The sequence below is a fragment of the Phenylobacterium sp. genome (assembly GCF_030679875.1).
Lineage (GTDB): Bacteria > Pseudomonadota > Alphaproteobacteria > Caulobacterales > Caulobacteraceae > Phenylobacterium.
This window is the reverse complement of the sequence record NZ_JAUXSP010000009.1, coordinates 84,817-102,436: the sequence shown is the minus strand read 5'-3', so window position 1 is coordinate 102,436 and position 17,620 is coordinate 84,817. Positions and strand designations below refer to the sequence as shown.

17 protein-coding genes and 2 pseudogenes are annotated in these 17,620 nt (G+C 67.6%); 11 read left to right on the top strand and 8 right to left on the bottom strand.

The window, feature by feature from the left end:
* Positions 1-4: 4 nt before the first annotated feature.
* The 5 genes from Q8K84_RS06255 to Q8K84_RS06235 all read right to left on the bottom strand — a co-directional run bounded on the left by Q8K84_RS06255 (position 5) and on the right by Q8K84_RS06235 (position 3,379).
* Complete coding sequence (locus tag Q8K84_RS06255; protein ID WP_305281754.1) at positions 5-433, bottom strand: type II toxin-antitoxin system VapC family toxin; 429 nt, start codon at positions 431-433, stop codon at positions 5-7.
* Positions 430-672 (bottom strand): type II toxin-antitoxin system Phd/YefM family antitoxin, encoded by a 243-nt coding sequence (locus Q8K84_RS06250; RefSeq protein WP_305281753.1) that lies wholly within the window; start codon positions 670-672, stop codon positions 430-432. The genes Q8K84_RS06255 and Q8K84_RS06250 overlap by 4 nt, the downstream gene beginning before the upstream one ends.
* A 62-nt stretch (positions 673-734) precedes the next feature.
* Positions 735-1,538, bottom strand: coding sequence for an ABC transporter permease (locus Q8K84_RS06245; protein ID WP_305281752.1), 804 nt, complete (start codon positions 1,536-1,538; stop codon positions 735-737).
* Between the two features lie 6 nt (positions 1,539-1,544).
* Positions 1,545-2,378 carry a hypothetical protein gene (locus tag Q8K84_RS06240; RefSeq protein WP_305281751.1) on the bottom strand — a complete coding sequence of 278 codons (834 nt, stop codon included), beginning with the start codon at positions 2,376-2,378 and terminating at the stop codon, positions 1,545-1,547.
* An 8-nt stretch (positions 2,379-2,386) separates the two neighbouring features.
* On the bottom strand, positions 2,387-3,379 hold the full coding sequence (locus Q8K84_RS06235) for an ATP-binding cassette domain-containing protein (RefSeq protein ID WP_305281750.1): 993 nt from the start codon (positions 3,377-3,379) through the stop codon (positions 2,387-2,389).
* A 300-nt stretch (positions 3,380-3,679) separates the two neighbouring features.
* Here Q8K84_RS06235 and Q8K84_RS06230 point away from each other — a divergent pair, with 300 nt between their 5' ends.
* Positions 3,680-4,270, top strand: coding sequence for a fasciclin domain-containing protein (locus Q8K84_RS06230; protein ID WP_305281749.1), 591 nt, complete (start codon positions 3,680-3,682; stop codon positions 4,268-4,270).
* A 75-nt stretch (positions 4,271-4,345) separates the two neighbouring features.
* Here the strand turns inward: Q8K84_RS06230 and Q8K84_RS06225 are convergent, their stop codons facing one another.
* Complete coding sequence (locus tag Q8K84_RS06225; RefSeq protein WP_305281748.1) at positions 4,346-5,875, bottom strand: MFS transporter; 1,530 nt, start codon at positions 5,873-5,875, stop codon at positions 4,346-4,348.
* Between the two features lie 148 nt (positions 5,876-6,023).
* On the opposite strand from Q8K84_RS06225, the gene Q8K84_RS06220 reads away from it, so the two are divergent.
* Positions 6,024-6,542 carry a 2'-5' RNA ligase family protein gene (locus Q8K84_RS06220; protein ID WP_305281747.1) on the top strand — a complete coding sequence of 173 codons (519 nt, stop codon included), beginning with the start codon at positions 6,024-6,026 and terminating at the stop codon, positions 6,540-6,542.
* A 292-nt stretch (positions 6,543-6,834) separates the two neighbouring features.
* Entirely contained in the window at positions 6,835-8,199 is a 1,365-nt protein-coding gene (locus Q8K84_RS06215) for an FAD-binding oxidoreductase (protein WP_305281746.1), read from the top strand.
* Positions 8,200-8,292: 93 nt separating this feature from the next.
* Here the strand turns inward: Q8K84_RS06215 and Q8K84_RS06210 are convergent, their stop codons facing one another.
* Positions 8,293-9,474 carry an NAD(P)/FAD-dependent oxidoreductase gene (locus Q8K84_RS06210; RefSeq protein WP_305281745.1) on the bottom strand — a complete coding sequence of 394 codons (1,182 nt, stop codon included), beginning with the start codon at positions 9,472-9,474 and terminating at the stop codon, positions 8,293-8,295.
* A 331-nt stretch (positions 9,475-9,805) separates the two neighbouring features.
* Here Q8K84_RS06210 and infA point away from each other — a divergent pair.
* The 8 genes and pseudogenes from infA to Q8K84_RS06170 all read left to right on the top strand — a co-directional run.
* Positions 9,806-10,021, top strand: a pseudogene (gene infA, locus Q8K84_RS06205) (translation initiation factor IF-1); the annotation flags it as partial.
* Positions 10,022-10,195: 174 nt separating this feature from the next.
* On the top strand, positions 10,196-13,069 hold the full coding sequence (locus tag Q8K84_RS06200) for a monovalent cation/H+ antiporter subunit A (protein ID WP_305281744.1): 2,874 nt from the start codon (positions 10,196-10,198) through the stop codon (positions 13,067-13,069).
* A 2-nt stretch (positions 13,070-13,071) separates the two neighbouring features.
* A pseudogene (locus Q8K84_RS06195) lies at positions 13,072-13,386 on the top strand (Na+/H+ antiporter subunit C); the annotation flags it as partial.
* Positions 13,387-13,487: 101 nt separating this feature from the next.
* The gene (locus Q8K84_RS06190) at positions 13,488-15,002 is read left to right on the top strand and encodes a monovalent cation/H+ antiporter subunit D (RefSeq protein WP_305281742.1); all 1,515 of its coding nucleotides are present in this window, start codon (positions 13,488-13,490) and stop codon (positions 15,000-15,002) included.
* Positions 15,003-15,012: 10 nt separating this feature from the next.
* A complete protein-coding gene (locus Q8K84_RS06185; RefSeq protein WP_305281741.1) occupies positions 15,013-15,504 on the top strand; it encodes a Na+/H+ antiporter subunit E in 492 nt (163 codons plus the stop codon).
* Complete coding sequence (locus Q8K84_RS06180) at positions 15,501-15,770, top strand: K+/H+ antiporter subunit F (protein ID WP_293322084.1); 270 nt, start codon at positions 15,501-15,503, stop codon at positions 15,768-15,770. The genes Q8K84_RS06185 and Q8K84_RS06180 overlap by 4 nt, the downstream gene beginning before the upstream one ends.
* Positions 15,771-15,775: 5 nt before the next feature.
* A complete protein-coding gene (locus Q8K84_RS06175) occupies positions 15,776-16,195 on the top strand; it encodes a Na+/H+ antiporter subunit G (RefSeq protein ID WP_305281740.1) in 420 nt (139 codons plus the stop codon).
* 41 nt (positions 16,196-16,236) lie between these two features.
* On the top strand, positions 16,237-17,013 hold the full coding sequence (locus Q8K84_RS06170) for a thioesterase family protein (RefSeq protein WP_305281739.1): 777 nt from the start codon (positions 16,237-16,239) through the stop codon (positions 17,011-17,013).
* Positions 17,014-17,033: 20 nt separating this feature from the next.
* Here Q8K84_RS06170 and Q8K84_RS06165 read toward each other — a convergent pair whose 3' ends face one another.
* Positions 17,034-17,561: a hypothetical protein gene (locus Q8K84_RS06165; protein ID WP_305281738.1), complete on the bottom strand. Its 528-nt coding sequence runs from the start codon at positions 17,559-17,561 to the stop codon at positions 17,034-17,036.
* Positions 17,562-17,620: the final 59 nt, after the last annotated feature.

Sequence of the window (17,620 nt, the reverse complement as noted above, 5' to 3'; positions counted from 1 at the left end):
CGGCTTAGGCCAGGAGCTCGGTGGGAACGCCGAGCTCTGGTCCGGCCTGGGCCATGCGGTGATCCAGTGTGTGGACCGCGGCGCCGGCTGCGGACGCCGCAGCCAGATGAAGGGCGTCGCCACTACGAAGGCCGAGCTGGTGCTGGTCGACAAACCGCGCGGCGGCCTGGAATTGCGCGGACGTCACTGGCAGCAGGATGAAGCTCTCGGCGACCAACAGGCGGAATTGAGCCAGTGAAGCGGCGCGCTGGTCCAGGGTGATCTGCCCGGTTCGCAGCTTGATCGACAGGGCGGAAGAGACCTCGGTCAAGGTCCAGTCGCTGATCAGCAGGTCACCGGGGCTCTGGGCGACGAGCCAGCCCTGGGCCCGTCCCGTCGCGGCTTCATTGGAGAGCGCCGCGATGATCACCGAGGTGTCGGCATAGGCTCTCAATAGCGCTCGTCATCGCGCATGGCCCGCACGAGATTGGCTGCGTCCTGGTCGGCTGGACGAAGCGACAGGGTCAGGGCCTGGAGGGCGGCCAGATCGACGGCTTTTCGCGGCTGGTCAGACGCCGTCAGGCGGGCGACCCGCTTGCCGCGGCGCGTGATCTCAATGGACTCTCCAGCTTCCACCCGGTCCACCAGTTCGCTGAGATGGGCTTTCGCCTCGGCGAGGCTGATGGCGCTCATTCTTCGCTCCTGACTATCTAGATGGTCATATAGCAAATTCGCGCCTCCTGCGCCAGCAGGCCTCAACTCCCCGTCGAGGTGTAGCGGGCGATCCCCAGCCGCCAGGCGAGGAAGGAAATGGCCAGGAAGAGAAAGCCCATGGCTGGCGCGGTGGGGAGCCACCAGTCGGGGGCGCCCAGGGGGTCGGGCTGGCCAAGGATCGCCAGGACCGGATAGTAGGCCACGCAGCCGAGGGGCACGACGAAGATCAGGAAGTTGCGGAACCAGCCGGCATAGAGGCTCAAGGGAAACTGGGCGGCCTGGATGCCGCCGTAGGTCAGGACGTTGAACACCTCCAGGCTCTCGGTGGTCCAGAAGGCGAAGCTGGCCTGGAGGACCAGGAGGCCGGTGAACAGGGCCACGCCGCCGGTGATCGTCCAGACCAGCAGCAGCGCCTTGTCCGGCGTCCAGTCGACACCCACGACCGCGGCGCCGACGAACAGCACCAACAGGGCCTGGGCCAGGCGGCCAAAGCGACTGAGCCGAAACTCGTAGCCCACCAGTTGAAGGGCCGGGGAGCGCGGGCGCAGCAGGATGCGGTCGAAGGCGCCGGTCTTGACGAACTCATTGCCGAACACGTCGAAGCCGCGGGTGAAGAAGTCGGTCAGGGCGAAGCTTGTGGAGACCACCCCGTAGAAGACGGCGATGTGCCCCAGACCCCAGCCTTGGACCTGACCGAAGCGGTCGAACAGGGCCCAGGCCGCCAGCATGTCGATGATGGTGGTCAGGAAGGCGCCGATCCCCAGCATGATGGCCGAGCCGGGATACTGCAGCTGGCTGCGCAGGGAGGCGCTGAAATAGCGGAGGACGAGGGCTGCGCTGTTCATCGTGCCCTAGCCCCCCTGAACTTCCAGGCGGCGCATGACGCGACCCATGGCGAGGCGGCCGACGAGCACCAGAACCGTCGTCCAGAAGACCTGCAGACCGAGGCCGAGCAGGGCGTCGGTCCCACTCAGCTGGCCGACATAGAGGCGCAGGGGAATGTCCATCATGCCGGCGAAGGGCTGCATCAGCAGGGCCGTCTGCGCCCAGTCGGGATAGAGGGCCAGGGGCAGGAGGTTACCGGAGAAGACGATGATCAGGCTGTTGAACAGCACGTTGATCCCGCGGTCGGTGAGGGTGGCGGCGACGATGATGTTGACGATCATCAGAAAGGCGCTGGAAAGCGCCAGGGCGAGCGGCAAGGAGATGGCGAAGGCTGTGGCGGCGGCGAGGGTCGGCGGCGGCTTCCAGGCCCAGTCCGACAGGCCGATGAGCGGCAGGACGAGGCCCGCCCCCAGCAACATCAGGGCCGCCCGGGGAAGCGCCCGCGAGGCCATCCAGGCGGCGCCCCGGACGTACCACAGGCTGTAGGTGTCCACCGGCCGCAGACGGTCATAGGCGACAGAACCTGTGCGCACCGAAAGCGCCACCTCCGGGTCGGCGCTCCAGGGGGTGAGCGCCAGCAGGGCCTGGGCGAGCCAGGTGTAGGTGATGACCTGGGTCAGGCTCATGGGCGAGGCGGCCGCAGCGGCGGGAGCCGCAGCAAAGAAAGCCGCATAGATCATGACCTTGATCCCCCCCCACCAGCACTGGGTGGCGAACCCCGCAATGGCCGCGGCGCGATACTGCAGCATCAGCAGGAAGCGGCTGGAAAAGGCGGCGAGGTAGGGGCGGGCGGAGTCCATGATGCGGCTCAGCCCTCGCCTGCGCCATGCAGGTCGTAGAAGCGGGCGATGACCTCTTCGATGGCCGGCTCGCCCACATGGATGTCGACCACCTCGTGGGTCGCGGCGATGGCGGCGATCAAGGTCGGCGTCGGCGTTCGGGCCGGGTCGAAGGCGAGCTCCAGGGTCTGGCCCTTGCGGCTGCGGACCTCGACGCCAGGGATGTCGAGGTCGGGCGCCTCGTGGGCGAAGTCGATGATCAGGCGCCGCTCGGCCAGGACATTGGCGCGCAGGGTCTCAAACGGGCTGTCGGCCAGGACCTGTCCGTGGCCGATGACGATGACCCGCTGCGCCAGGGCTTCAATGTCGTGCATGTCGTGGGTGGTGAGCAGGACGGTGACGCCTCGCTCGCGGTTCAGCCGGCGGACCACCTCGCGGACGGCGAGCTTGGAGGGCGCGTCCAGGCCGATGGTCGGTTCGTCCAGGAACAGGATGTCAGGCTCGTGCAGCAGGGCCGCGGCGATCTCGGCGCGCATCCGCTGGCCGAGCGACAGCTGGCGCACCGGCTGGTCCAGCACGCGATCGAGGCGCAGCAGGGCGACCAGCTCGTCGCGATTGGCGCGGTAGCGGGCGGGCTCGACGCGGTAGATGTCGGCGAGCAGGTCGAAGCCCTCGGAGACCGGCAGGTCCCACCAGAGCTGGGTGCGCTGACCAAACACCACGCCGATCCTCGAGACATGGGCGATGCGGTCGGCGAAGGGGACGAGGCCGTTGACCACCACCGTCCCTGAGTCCGGCTTCAGGATGCCCGACAGGATCTTGATGGTCGTGGACTTGCCCGCGCCATTGGGTCCGATGAAGCCCAGCAGTTCGCCCGCCTCCAGGGAAAAGGAGACGTTCCGCAGGGCCTCGACCGTGCGGTGGCGGCGATGGACCAGACCCTTGACCGCGCCCAGCAGGCCGGGATCGCGCTCGGCGACGCGATAGGTCTTGGCCAGGTCCTCGACGAGGATCTGTGGCATGGGCGGCGCCCGTGATCAAAATGAGAAGGGATCGGACCCTAGAGCGCGTTCGGTGAAAGGGAAACCCGGGTTTGCGGCCAAAACCACCGCCAACTGAGGGATTTGGCGGCCGATCCGACCATCGGCCAACCGCCTTTGACCGGCCTATTCCGCAAAACATGGAACAGGCGTGACAATGGCGGCGTTCTGCCCGGAGTGCGCGAAAAAGTCTTAAGGTTCGCGCATCCGGGGTGGGGGCCGGTCTCGTACCCCTTCTAAGACGCTGCGCCCATCGCGCCGCGCCAATCCGAGGGACTGTCCATGACCGAACCGAAATTCCGTATGCTCGCCGGGGCCTCCGCGCTCGTCCTGGCCCTGACCCTGTCGGCATGCTCGCAAGCTGAAGACACCGCCGCTGCGCCGGAAGCCGAGCCGATGGCGGCCGCTGAGCCGGCCATGGCCCAGACCAACATCGTCGCCGGCGCCCAGGCCTCGCCTGATCACACCACCCTGGTGACCGCCGTCCAAGCCGCTGACCTGGTGGAGACCCTGTCGGGTCCTGGCCCGTTCACGGTCTTCGCCCCGACCAATGCGGCCTTTGAAAAGCTGCCGGCCGGCACGGTGGACACCTTGGTGCAGCCTGCCTCCAAGGACCAGCTGACCAAGATCCTGACCTACCACGTGGTGTCTGGCGAACTGATGGCCGCCGACATCATGGCCGCGATCGAGGCCGGCGGCGGCACGGCGACCCTGACGACGGTTCAGGGCGAAGAGCTGAAAGCCTCCGTGGTCAACGGCGGCGTGCAACTGACCGACGCCCAGGGCGGCACCGCTATGGTGACGGCTACCGATCTCGACCAGTCCAACGGCGTGATCCACGTGATCGACACCGTGATCATGCCCGCCGCCTAAGGCTGGCTGATCAACGCGACGAGAGGAGGGCCCCCGCAGGTTTGCGGGGGCCCTTTTTCGTGGTCGGCTGCTCGGCTACTCGGCCGGTCGGGGCGCGACGGGCGGAACCAGGGGTTCGGCCACATCGATGGCGGCTGAGACGGCCGTCGCCTGGGGGGCGAGGGTGGCGGCGCGGCGCTCGGCCAGGGCGGCCTTGGTGGTCTCGTAGCTGGCCCGGGTGATCTTGTAGCGGGCGTAGAAGAAGACCGCGATGAAGCCCGGAACGCCGGCCAGAATCCCGTCCCAGAGGGCGAGGTTCCAGATCACCTCGGCCGGCACCTGGCCCACCTGGGCCCGGACAGGAAATGAGATCAGGGTCAGGACGAAGCCGGCCAGGGCCGCGCCGATGGCCTGGTCGACCTTGGCGAACAGGGCGCGGGTGGAATAGAGCACCCCTTCCTGGCGCAGGCCGAACTTCAGCTCGTTCTCGTCGGCGATATCGGCCAGGGCCGACATGATGCTGATCGAGAGCACGCTGGCCGCGCCGTAGCTGAGCACCGAGAACGCGATGAGGATGGCCAGCAGGTTCGGGGTCTGTGGCGTCAACGTGCCGGCGAAGCCCATCAGGATCGGGATGGACGGGGCCAGAGCGTAAACGACGGCCGAGACGATGATGGTCGCCTTCTTGTCGAACTTGCCGTGCAGGGCCGCGGCGAACAGGAAGGCCGAGAGGTAGCCGGCGAAGGAGCCGATGACGAAGAACCGGATCTGCTCCGACCCCAGGCCCCAATAGTAGGTGTTGGTATAGAGGTGCAGGCCACCGCGCAGGCCAATCATCATGCTGAGGAAGAAGTAGGCGATCAGCAGCCAGACATAGTTGATGTTATTGAAGGCCTTGCCCATGTCCTTGAAGAACTCGAGCGGGCTGTATTTCGGCAGGTTTTCCGCCGGCTTGGGCAGGTAGGGGATGCGGTCGCGGGTGAACCAGGCTGAGGCCGCCAGCAAAGCCAGGGCGATGCCCCCCAGCACCACCGAGAAGGCGCCATAGGGCTCGGGATTAAGCAGGCCGCGGGGATATTCAGGGGTGGCCTTGAAGAAGTAGCTCAGCGCGATCCAGGTGGTGGCCGCCGCCCCGGCCCAGGTGAAGAAGCTGTTATAGGCCATCACCTTAGAGCGCTCGGTGTAGTCGCGACTGAGCTCGCTGCCCAAGGCCATATGGGGGGTGTGATAGAAGGTCATCGACTGGCGCAGCATGACGACGGTCACGGCGAACCAGGAGAACAGGGCCCAGGTGCCCAGGCCGTCCGGCGGATTGAACACCGCCCACAGCGACAGCACGATGGGGATGGGGGCGAAGAACATGTAGATGTGGCGCCGGCCCCAGCGGGACTTGGTCCGGTCGGAGATCGAGCCCACCAGGGGGTCGGAGATCCCGTCCAGAAACAGGCTGGCCGAGATGGCGAGGCCCGCCAGGTGCGCCTCCAGCCCCAGGACCTGATTGTAGTAGAGCATGGCGTAGGAGCCGACGGAGAAGAGCGCGATGGACTCCGCGCCGCTGCCGACTCCGAAGGCGAGCTTGGTTTTGAACGGCAGCCGCTCGCTGACGCCCGATGAATTCTGGGCCAATGTTAAATCCTCCCCGAGCGCTCTTAAAATGGATCGGCGCGTCGCGTGGGGTGAACAAAGCCTCAGCCGCCCCCGACGTCAACTGGCGCCGACATACCCGAGGCTAGAGAGCCAAGCTTGCGCCAGCCGAGGAAGCCCATCGAGACCCATGACTGACCCCGCCCCTCTGATCATCACCGCCGCCCTGGACCAGGGCGGGTTTGACTGGTTTGACGACCTGCGACGGGCGCATTTTCCCAGCCGACGCAATGTGGTCCCCGCCCACCTGACCCTGTTCCACGCCCTGCCGGGTGAGCAGGAGCCGTTCGTGGCGCAGACGCTGAAGGCGGCCTGTGCGGCCAGGGCGCCTATGCGGCTGGAAGTGCGGGGCCCGTGGTTCATCGGCCGCGGCGTGGCCTACCGCATCGCTTCGCCGGACCTGGAAGCCCTGCGCGCCGAACTGGCCGCCGCCTTCGCCCCCTGGCTGACGTCCCAGGACCGCGCGCCCTTCCGCCCCCACATCACCATTCAGAACAAGGCCGAGCCCGATGAGGCCCGCACCCTGTGCGAGCGCCTGCAACTGGAGTTCGAACCGTTCGACATCACGGCAGAGGGGCTGCTGGTGTGGCGCTATCTCGGCGGGCCGTGGGAGGCTGTGGCGCGGGTGGGATTTGGTGGCGAGGGGTGAGGCATCGGCGCGGGCATCCAGGCCGGCCTCGAGGGTGTGGGAGACGTTTCACCGCCGCCTTTGTTTAAGGCCGCCGATTCAACCCAGCTCAGATCGCGGCCGGCTTTGACCCGCAAGGATTAGGCCTTGATGGTGATCAAGCCCGACCGGCGGACTTGGGCCTAGGCTATTCGAGGCTGCGTCGTACCCTCGGCCCGGCATGAAAGGGGCGCCTCGATGATCGGCCATCACCATTGCAGACCGCTGCTCTCCCATGTCTGCTGACCAAAAGGGATGGGCAGACGAGGCCGCGATGGACAGGCTGCGGCGAGCGCTCACGACCTGCCTGGGGCCTGAGGGGCTGCTCACCGGCGAAGCGGCGACGCAGGCCGGATTCAGCCCCTGGACCAGGGTGGGAACGCCCTTGGCTGTGGCCCGGCCGAGTTGCGTCCAAGAGGTTTCGCAAGTTCTCTCGACCGCCCATGCGGCGGGGGTTCCGGTCGTTCCCTGGGGCGGACTGACGGGACTGGTCGGCGGCGCGGCGGCCGATGGCGCGGTGGCGCTCAGCCTCTCACGGATGAACGCCATTGAGGCGATTGACCGTGATCAGGGGCTGATGACGGTGCAGGCCGGATGCGTGCTTGAAAACGCCTGCGCAGCCGCCAGCGCGGCGGGGCTGTTCCTGCCGCTCGACCTCGGGGCGCGGGGCTCTGCGACCATTGGCGGCGTGATATCCACCAATGCGGGGGGCAACCGTGTGCTCAGGTTCGGCATGGCGCGGGACATGGTGCTGGGGCTTGAGGTCGTGCTGGCGGACGGAACGGTCGTGTCCTCGCTGAGCGGCCTGATCAAGAACAATACTGGCTATGACCTGAAACAGCTTTTCATCGGCTCGGAGGGCACGCTGGGGGTCATAACGCGGGCGGTTCTGCGGCTAAGGCCGGCGCCAGCCAGCCAGGAGGTGGGGCTGCTGGCCGTCGGCAGTTTCGCAGTTCTGGTGCGTCTGCTGCGCCGGCTGGAGATGTCCCTGTCGGGGACGTTGTCGGCCTTCGAGGTCATGTGGCCGCGGTTCTATGGGCTCGTGACGACGCCACCTGCGCAGGGGCGAGCGCCCCTTCCAGCAGGACACGCGTACTACGTGCTGGTCGAGGCCCTGGGGGGCGCACCGGCCCAGGATCGTGAACGTTTTGAACAGGCGCTGGCAGAAGCGATCGCCGAAGGGCTTGCGGTCGACGCCGTCATAGCCAAGTCGCAGGCTGAACGTGATCGCATGTGGGCCCTGCGTGACGACGTCAGCCAGACGGCGCGGGACGGCCCGATTGCGGCTTTCGATGTGAGCCTTGGCCTGGGGGCCATGGAGGACTACGTCGCGACGGTCAAGGCCGCCCTCGAGGCCCGTTGGCCGTCAGCCACACTGACGGTGTTTGGACATCTGGGGGACGGAAACCTCCACCTGATTGTGGGTGTGGACGAGGCGACCGCTCGGCCCGAGCTTGCCGCGCTGATTTATGATCATCTGCGTCCCTTTGGCGGCTCCATCTCAGCTGAACATGGGATCGGAGTCGACAAGCGCAGCTATCTGAATCATTCGCGGACGGCCCAGGAGCTCAGCTTGATGCGGCAGCTGAAGTCGACCCTAGATCCGACAAACCAGTTGAACCCAGGCAAGGTCTTGTAACCCTGTGGCGTGTGACGATCTGATGTTTCGGAGCAAGCGCGGCGGCGCCTGACACTACAAGGCGCCCTTCCTCCGGTTGGCCTCCCAGGCCCATCAGACGCTCTGCCCGGCGCTCCAGCCGGAGGCCCAGGCCCATTGGAAGTTGTAGCCGCCGAGCCAGCCGGTGACGTCGACCACTTCGCCGATGAAGTAGAGGCCTGGGACCTTGCGGGCCTCCAGGGTGCGGGACTCCAGTTCGTTGGTGTCGACGCCGCCCAGGGTGACCTCGGCGGTGCGGTAGCCTTCGGAACCGACAGGCTTGAGGCGCCAGGCGTTCACCGCCTCGGCGAGCGGCCGCAGCACCTTGTCGGACTGGTCGGCCATATTGCCCTTGGGGGCGTGGGTCTCAGCGAGGAACTGGGCCAGGCGCTTGGGCAGCAGTTCGGCCAGGATGGTGGCCGGCGCGGCCTTGGCCCGGGCGGTGCGGGCGGCGCGCAGGTGGGCGTAGACGTCCTGGCCGGGGGCCAGGTCGACGGCGATCTCCTGGCCCTCACGCCAATAGGACGAGGCCTGCAGGATGGCCGGGCCGCTGAGGCCCCGGTGGGTGAAGAGCAGGGCCTCGGAGAAGCGGGTCTTGCCGGCGGCCACCGTGGCGTCGACGGCGACCCCGGCCAGGGGGGCGGTCCGCTCCAGCAGGGAGACGTCGAAGGTCAGCGGCACGAGGGCCGGCCGTGTCTCGGTGACCCGCAGGCCAAACTGCCGGGCCACCTCATAGCCAAAGCCCGACGCCCCCATCTTGGGGATCGACTTGCCGCCGGTGGCGATCACCAGGCGCTCGCAGGCGACCTCGCCGGCCGAGGTCTGCAGGATAAAGCCCGCCTCGGTGCGGGCGATCGTCTGGATGGAGGTCTGAAGGCGAAGCTCGGCCTCGCCCTTGGCCATCTCAGCCAGCAGCAGATCGATGATCTGGCGAGCCGAGCCGTCACAGAACAGTTGGCCGAGGGCCTTTTCGTGGTGGGCGATCCCGTAGTGGTCCACCAGGGCGATGAAGTCCTTCGGACGATAGCGGCGCAGGGCCGAGATGCAGAACCGCGGGTTCTCCGACAGGAAGTTGCCTGGCGTGGTGTTGATGTTGGTGAAGTTGCAGCGACCGCCGCCGGAGATGCGGATCTTCTCGCCGGGGGCCTTGGCGTGATCAATGAGCAGCACGGTGCGGCCCCGCTGGGCGGCCTGGGCGGCGCACATCATTCCGGCCGCGCCGGCGCCGGCGACGACGACATCATAGTGGGGTTTCATGCGCCTCCTTAGCCGATAAACGGGGCGGTGAGGCGAGGGCGTGTCGTCAGGCCGCCCCTGGCTGGACTTTTGCGGCCTCAGGGCCTATGAATCGAACCTCGACATTTCGTCGCGCGACGCTCGACCAAAGTCCGTTTCAGCGCGGTTCGCTAAAAACCCGCCTCTCAAGTCTCCTCCATGCCCCGGTTCGCTGGCGCAGAGCGGGGCCTTTGGCGCGTCTGGACCGCTCTGCCGCCGCCTGGCGGGGACATCAGATCGCCCCGTCTTCGGAGGGGGCGCCGGCCGGGTGGCCGGCTCGCCGGGCGTCGGCGGCCAGCAGGAGACGATACGTATGTCCAAAGAAGAGTTCATCGAGTTCGAAGGGGTGATCACCGAACTGCTGCCCGAGGGCCGGTTCCGCGTTCAGCTGGACAATGAACACACCATTCTCGCCTATACCGCCGGCCGCATGAAGCGGAACCGCATCCGTTCGCTGGTGGGCGACCGGGTCACCGTCGAGATGACCCCCTATGACCTGGACAAGGGCCGCATCACCTATCGCCACAAGACCGAAGGCCCGCGGATGGGCGGCGGTCAGCAGCGTCCGCAGTTCCGCCGCCGATAGGCGCGCGTGCAGCGCAGCTGTTTAGCTGCGCAATAACGGGAATTTCATTGGGGCTGCGACCTCCCGTCGCTATTGATGGGCGCGCACCCTACTGACGTCATCGACTCGAGGGCCAATTTGACCCTGGCGTGGATCGCCTTACTGCCGTTTCTGGGCGCGCTCGCCCCGGCCCTCGCCATCCGTCTTGGTCGCAACGCCTGCGCCCTGGCCACGGGGCTTGTGACGACGACGGCGCTTGTCCTGCTGCTCAGCCTCGCGCCGCAGGTGATGGCCGGTGAGGTGGTGACCGCCAGGATCTCGTGGTTCCCGTCGCTGGGCCTGAACCTCAACTTCTTCCTGGACGCCCTGGGCCTGATGTTCGCCGGGATGATCCTGGGCATCGGCCTTCTGGTCATCATCTACGCGCGGTTCTATCTGGCCAAGGCCGATCCCATGGGGCGGTTCTTCGCCTTCCTGCTCCTGTTCCAGGGCGCGATGGTGGGCATTGTCCTGTCGGACAACATCCTGCTGCTGCTGGTCTTCTGGGAGCTGACCAGCCTGTCCTCCTTCCTGCTCATCGGCTATTGGCGCCACCTGCCCGAGGGCCGGCAGGGCGCGCGCATGGCCCTGACCGTGACCGGCCTGGGGGGCCTGTCCCTGATCGCGGGCCTGCTGATCCTGGGCCAGATCGCCGGCTCCTATGATCTGAGCGTCATCCTGCAAAGCGGGGAGGCGATCCAGGCCTCGCCCATGTACCTGCCGGCCCTGGTGCTGATCCTGGGCGGGTGTTTCACCAAGTCGGCCCAGTTCCCGTTCCACTTCTGGCTGCCCCACGCCATGGCCGCGCCGACGCCGGTCAGCGCCTATCTGCATTCCGCCACCATGGTAAAGGCCGGGATCTTCCTGCTGGCCCGGTTGTGGCCGGCCCTGGCCGGCACCGAGGCCTGGTTCTATCTGGTGGGCGGGGTCGGTCTGTTCACCATGGTGTTCGCCGCCGCGGTCGCCCTGTTCAAGGACGACCTGAAGGGCCTGCTGGCCTATTCGACCATCAGCCATCTGGGGATGCTGACCTTCCTGTTCGGTCTCGGCACGCCGGCCGCCGCCGTGGCGGGGGTCTTCCACATCATCAACCACGCGACCTTCAAGGCCGCCCTGTTCATGAACGCCGGCATTGTCGACCATGAGGCCGGCACCCGGGATCTGCGCAAGCTCGGCGGTCTGGTGACGCTGATGCCGATCGCCGCGACCCTGGCGGTGCTGGCGGCGGCGGCCATGGCTGGCGTGCCGCCGATGAACGGCTTCATTTCCAAGGAGATGATGCTGGAAGAGGCGGTCGGGGCCCAGGCCTTTGGCCTGACCTGGCTCGTCCCGGCGGTGGTGATGGTCGGGATCCTGTTCTCGGCCGCCTATTCGTTCCGCTATGTGGTCGGCGTCTATTTCGGACCCAAGCGGGAGTCCTATCCGTCCAAGCCCCATGACGCCCCGTTCGGCATGTGGGCGCCCTCAGCCCTGCTGGTGATCCTGGCGGTGGCCATCGGCCTGGCCCCGGCCCTGGTGGCCGGACCGCTGGTCAATGCGGTGGCCGCGGTGGTGACCGGGGGCGCGGCGGGCGAGAAGCACCTGTCCCTGTGGCACGGCCTCAATCTGCCGCTGGCCATGAGCGTGGCGGCCCTGGTGGGGGGCGGCCTGCTGCTGGCCGCCCATCGGGGGGCTGAGCGGGTCTGGCTGGGCCTCGGCCTGCCGGACGCCAAGGCCATGTTTGACAAGGTCACCGAGGCTGCGGCCCGGGCCGCCCAGCGCCTCACCGAGGCGGTCCACAACGGCTCCCTGCAACGCTACATGTTCATCATCCTGGCCACGGCCCTGATCGTCGCCCTGGCGGGCTTCGTCAGCGCCGACTATGTCGAGGGCGCGCGCGCCACCCTGCCGGCGCCGGGCGCGGCGGTGGTCGCCTGGGTGCTGCTGGTGGGCGGGGCCACGGCCGTCGTTCTCGGGCATCGGCACCGCTATCTGGCCCTGATCTTCATCAGCGTTATCGGCCTGATCGTCTCCCTGGCCTTCGTCTTCCTGTCCGCCCCGGACCTGGCCCTGACCCAGATCTCGGTGGAGGTGGTGACCATTCTGCTGCTCCTGCTGGCCCTGAACCTGATGCCCAAGACCACGCCGATCGAGAGCAGCGGCGGGCGGCGGCTGCGCGACGGTCTGCTGGCGGCGGTCGGCGGGATCGGCATGGCCGGCGCCACCTGGGCCCTGCTGCGCCGGGAAGGACCGCCCTCGATCTCAGAGTTCCATTGGGCCAATTCCTATTCCGGCGGCGGCGGGACCAATGTGGTCAATGTGATCCTGGTGGACTTCCGGGGCTTCGACACCTTCGGCGAGATCATCGTGCTGGGGATCGCGGCCCTGACCATCTTCGCCCTGCTGGAGACGGCCGGTCGCGGCGCCTCGGGCCGCCGGCTGGCGACGTGGTCGCCTGACCAGCGGCGCTCCCCCGAACACCACCCCATGATGCTGGTGGTCGCCACCCGGCTGCTGCTGCCGCTGGCGCTGGTGGTCGGGCTCTACATCTTCCTGCGCGGGCACAATGAGCCGGGCGGCGGCTTCATCGCCGGCCTGGTGGTCTCCATCGCCCTGCTGATGCAGTACATGGCTTCAGGCTATGCCTGGGCGGACCGTCGCCTGCCGGTGGACCACCACGGCCTGATCGGCTTCGGAGTGCTGGTGGCGGCCCTGACGGGGCTGGCGGCCATGGCCCTGGGCGCGCCGTTCCTGAAGAGCGCCTACGAGTATGTGTCCATCCCGCTGATCGGCGATGTGGGCCTGTCGAGCGCCCTGGCCTTTGACATCGGCGTGGCCTTCACGGTGGTGGGCGCGGTGATGCTGGCCCTGCATCATCTGTCCAGCACAGCGCAGCGGGCTGAGAAGTCGCCCGCCAGCGATCAACCCATGGACATCGACCCCAGCCGGACGGTGGCTGAGCCGCCAGCCCGCCCCGCAGGCGAGGGCGCATGAGCATCGAGTTTCTTGTCGCCACGGCGGTGGGTGTGATGTCGGCGGCAGGCATCTATCTGGTCTTGCGCGCGCGCACCTTTCCGGTGGTGCTGGGCCTGGCCTTCATGTCCTACGCCATCAACGTCTTCCTGTTCGCCTCGGGCCGGCTGGTGATCAACCAGCCGCCGATCTACGGCAAGGAGGTCACGGCCTATACTGATCCGCTGCCTCAGGCCCTGGTGCTGACCGCCATCGTCATCGCCTTTGGCATGACCGCGCTCGTGGTGGTGCTGGCCCTGCGGACCTATCTTGAGACCGGCACCGACCAGGTGGACGGCCTGGCCGACACCCCTGAGGCGACGCCCCCTCCGCCCGAAGAAACCGCGGTCCTGGGGCCTGAACCGCCGTCGCCCGTCGCCCCCTCCCGGGAGGCTGGCCGATGACTCACTGGCTTGTCGCGCCCGTCCTGCTACCGGCCCTCCTGGCGCCGATCATGCTGCTCTTCCTGCGCAAGCGGCTGATGGAGTCGCGGGTCCTGTCGATTGGAGCCTGCCTCAGCCTGCTGGCCCTGGCGGGCCTGCTGATGGCCCAGGCCAGCACCGGGACCACCCAGACCTATGCCCTGGGGGACTGGCAGGCCCCGTTCGGCATTGTGCTGGTCCTCGATCGCCTGTCGGCCCTGATGCTGGTGGTCACCGCGCTCCTCGCCCTGGCGGTGATGATCTATGCGGTGGTGACCGGGCTTGATCGTCGGGGCTGGCACTTCCATCCGCTCTTCCAGTTCCAGCTGCTGGGCCTGAACGGCGCCTTCCTGACCGGCGACCTGTTCAATCTGTTCGTCTTCTTCGAGGTCATGCTGATCGCCTCCTATGGCCTGATGCTGCATGGCGGAGGCGGGGCGCGGCTGAAGGCGGGCGTCCAGTATGTGGTGGTCAACCTGGTCGGTTCGACGCTCTTTCTGGTGGCTGTGGGGCTGCTCTATGGCGCGACGGGCACGCTGAACATGGCCCATATGGGTCAGAGGGTGGCCGAAGCGCCGGCCGGCGATCATGGGCTGATCGTGGCGGGCGGCCTGTTGATGATCACCGTCTTCGCCCTGAAGGCGGCGATCTTCCCCCTGCATGTGTGGCTGCCCCGGACCTATGTCTCCACCTCCGCGCCCATGGCGGCCCTGTTCGCCATCATGACCAAGGTCGGGGCCTACTGCATTCTGCGCTTCACCACCGTGGTGTTCGGCGAGAGCGCCGGCCCGTTGGCCTGGGCGCCGGCGCCCTATCTGCTGCCGGCGGCCCTGGCCACCATGCTGGTGGGCTTCATCGGCGTCCTGGGGGCTCGAAACCTTCGCCATCTGGCCGCCTTCTCAGTGGTCGGCTCCATGGGGACGCTGGTCAGCGCCATTGCGGTCTTCACGCCGGAAGCGACCGCTGCGGCCCTCTATTACCTGCCGCACTCGACCTTCGCGGCCGCCGCCCTCTTTCTGGTTTCCGATCAGATCGCCCGGCGTCGCGGCGCCTTTGGCGACGCCCTGTCCCCCAGCCCAGTCTTCAGCGGGGCAGGGCGCCTGTCGGGGCTGTTCTTCCTGACGGCCATCGCCGTGGTCGGCCTGCCGCCGCTATCGGGCTTTCCGGGCAAGCTGCTGATCCTGGACGCCGTGCGGGACGCCCCTGGCGGCTGGTGGATCTGGGGCTTCATCCTGGGCACCACGGTCATCAGCCTGTTGGCCTTCGCCAGGGCCGGCAGCGCCCTGTTCTGGAAGAGCGCGGCCACCGCTGGCGAGATCAAGGCCGCGACGCCAGCCGCCCCGGTCGCCGCCGCCCTGGTTGTCACGGGCCTGCTGGGCGTGCTGACTGTCCTGACCCTCGCCGGCGGCCCGATCACCACCTACCTCAACGCCACGGGTCAGCAACTCTTCGAGGCCGGCGCCTATGGCGGCGCGGTGCTGGGGCCAGGGTGAGGGACCGGCGATGATCAAGAAGCTGCTGCCCCATCCGGCCCTGACGATCACCCTGATCGTCGTCTGGATGCTGCTGGCCAATCAGCTGACCCTGGGCGGGCTGGTCCTGGGCGTCATCATTGGCGTGGTGATCCCGATCCTCACCAGTCCGTTTTGGCCTGACCGCCCGCGGGTGCGCTTTGGGCCCGCAACCTGGATCTACATCGCCGTGGTCCTGTGGGACATTGTCGCCGCAAGCTTCCAGATCGCGGTCATTGTTCTGTTTCGCAGGTCTAAGGATCTGCGCTCAGCCTGGCTGGTGGTTCCGCTGGACGTGCGCTCGCCCGAGGCGATCACCATGTTGGCGGGCACGATCAGCATGACCCCGGGCACGGTGTCCTGCGATGTCTCCTCCTGTGGGCGGGCGCTTCTGGTGCACGCCCTGGACACGCCCGATCCCGCGGCCGAGGTGGCCCGGATCAAGCGCCGCTACGAGGCCCGGTTGAAGAAGGTCTTCGCATGATCGAGATCGCCGTCCTGTTCGCCATCTCCTGCGTGGGGCTGGCCATGGCTCTGAACCTCTGGCGCCTGGCCCGGGGGCCAACCACGGCCGACCGGATTCTGGCGCTCGACACCATGACCATCAACGCCATTGCGCTCATGGTGCTGATGCAGATCCAGCAGGGTTCGGCGGTCTATTTCGAGGCGGCGCTGCTGCTGGCCATGGTCGGCTTTGTCGGCACGGTGGCTTACTGCAAGTTCCTGCTGCGTGGCGATATCATTGAGTAGGGATGATGATGTTGGACGCCGGACCCATTGAGATCCTGATTTCGGCCATCCTGGTGGTCGGCGGCTTCTTCGCCCTGGTGGGGTCGTGGGGCCTGGCGCGCATGCCGTCCCTGATGACCCGCCTGCATGGCCCGACCAAGGTCACCACCCTGGGGGTCGGGTCGTGCCTGATCGCCTCGATGATCTATTTCCCGGCCACACAGGGCAAGTACTCGGCCCATGAGCTGCTGATCACCCTGTTCCTGTTCCTGACCGCGCCGATCACCGCCAACATGATCGCCAAGGCGCATCTGCACCGGCAGGGCCGGTCGATCGATCCCAATCCGATGGACGATATCGCCGAGGGCCTGCCGGAGACTGGGCTGGGGACCGGTTGGGCCACGTTCGAGGGCCAGGACGCCGAACGCGCCGATCCGCCCCGCTGAGTCGCTTGCGGCGGGCGGGGAATCCGGGATGGATCGCCGCGATGAAAAACGAACCCTTCTTCCAGCGGCAGGATGGCCGCTTCGTGCCGCTGCCGGCCTGTCGCGGCCCGTGGAATCCCCAGTCCCTGCATGGCCGGGTGATCGTCGGCCTGCTGGGCCACGTGCTTGAGGCCGAGCATGGGGAGCCGGACTTCATCCCGGCCCGGCTGACGGTGGACATGTACCGGCTGCCGGACTTTTCGCCGGTCGAGGTGACCACCCGGGTGGTGCGGGCCGGCAAGCGCATCAAGGTGGTGGACGCCGAGTTCATCAGCGGCGGGGTCAGCATGGGCCGGGCGAGCTGTCAGTTCCTGCGGCGCACGGCCAATCCGGAGGGGACCGTGTGGACCCCGCCCAACTGGGACGTGCCAGCGCCTGCCGACATCCCGCCGCCGGAAGATAAGCGCATGGGCATGGGCGGCATGTGGGCCATGCGGCGGATCACCGGCGACTTCGGCCAGGTGGGGGTCAAGCGGACCTGGATGAGCGAGGTGCGCGAACTGGTCGAGGACGAGCCGCTGACGCCGTTCACCCGTGTGGCGGTGGCGGCGGATTTCGCCAGCCCCTTCGCCAACGCCGGCGACAAGGGGCTGGCCTATATCAACAGCGATGTGACCGTCTATCTGCACCGGCTGCCGGCCACGGAATGGATCGGCTTTGAGGTGGTCAACCACGGCGCCACCGACGGCGTCGCGGTGGGGGAGTGCTTCCTCTATGACGAGCAGGGGCCCATCGGTTCAGCCACCTGCACGGCGCTGGCCCAGGTCATGAAGCGCTGAGCCGCATCAGGCTCCAGGATTCAGGAGACACTGACCGCCCGACGGCATTCAGCGGCGAAGGTCGCCGCGATGTCGGCGGGCGGCGGCATGAAGGGCCCAAACTGCTGAGCGCCATAGACACCGGCCACGGCGGTGGCGCCCGGCAGGCGGTCGAGGAAGTCGGTGGAGACCGGCGCCTGAGCGATGACGCCGCGCTCCCGTGACGCCGAGAGGTCGGCCACGAACACGAACAACTGGTCATCCAGGCCCACGGTGAGGCGATCCTCGCTGGCGATCGGGGTGAATCCGTCGACCTCCAGGGTCATGGTCGCCGGGTTGCGGATGCAGCCCAGGCGCAGGATCGCGGCGCCCGCGGCGTCCGACAGGGTCAGGGCGGCGCCTTCGCCCGTGGCTGAAGCGGCCCAGGCGAGGCCCGGCTGGATGGGCGCCTCCGGGGCCGTCGTCACCGGCGTCTCCACCGGGGTTTGGGGCGGGGGCGGCGTCTCGGCCGGCGAGCAGGCGCCGAGCGCCAGGGCCGTGACCAGGGCGAGGCCCAGGATCTGCTTCATGGAGGTCTCCTTCACCCGCCATAGGGGGCAGCCTTAGAGCGCCGTCAAGGCGCGCGTCC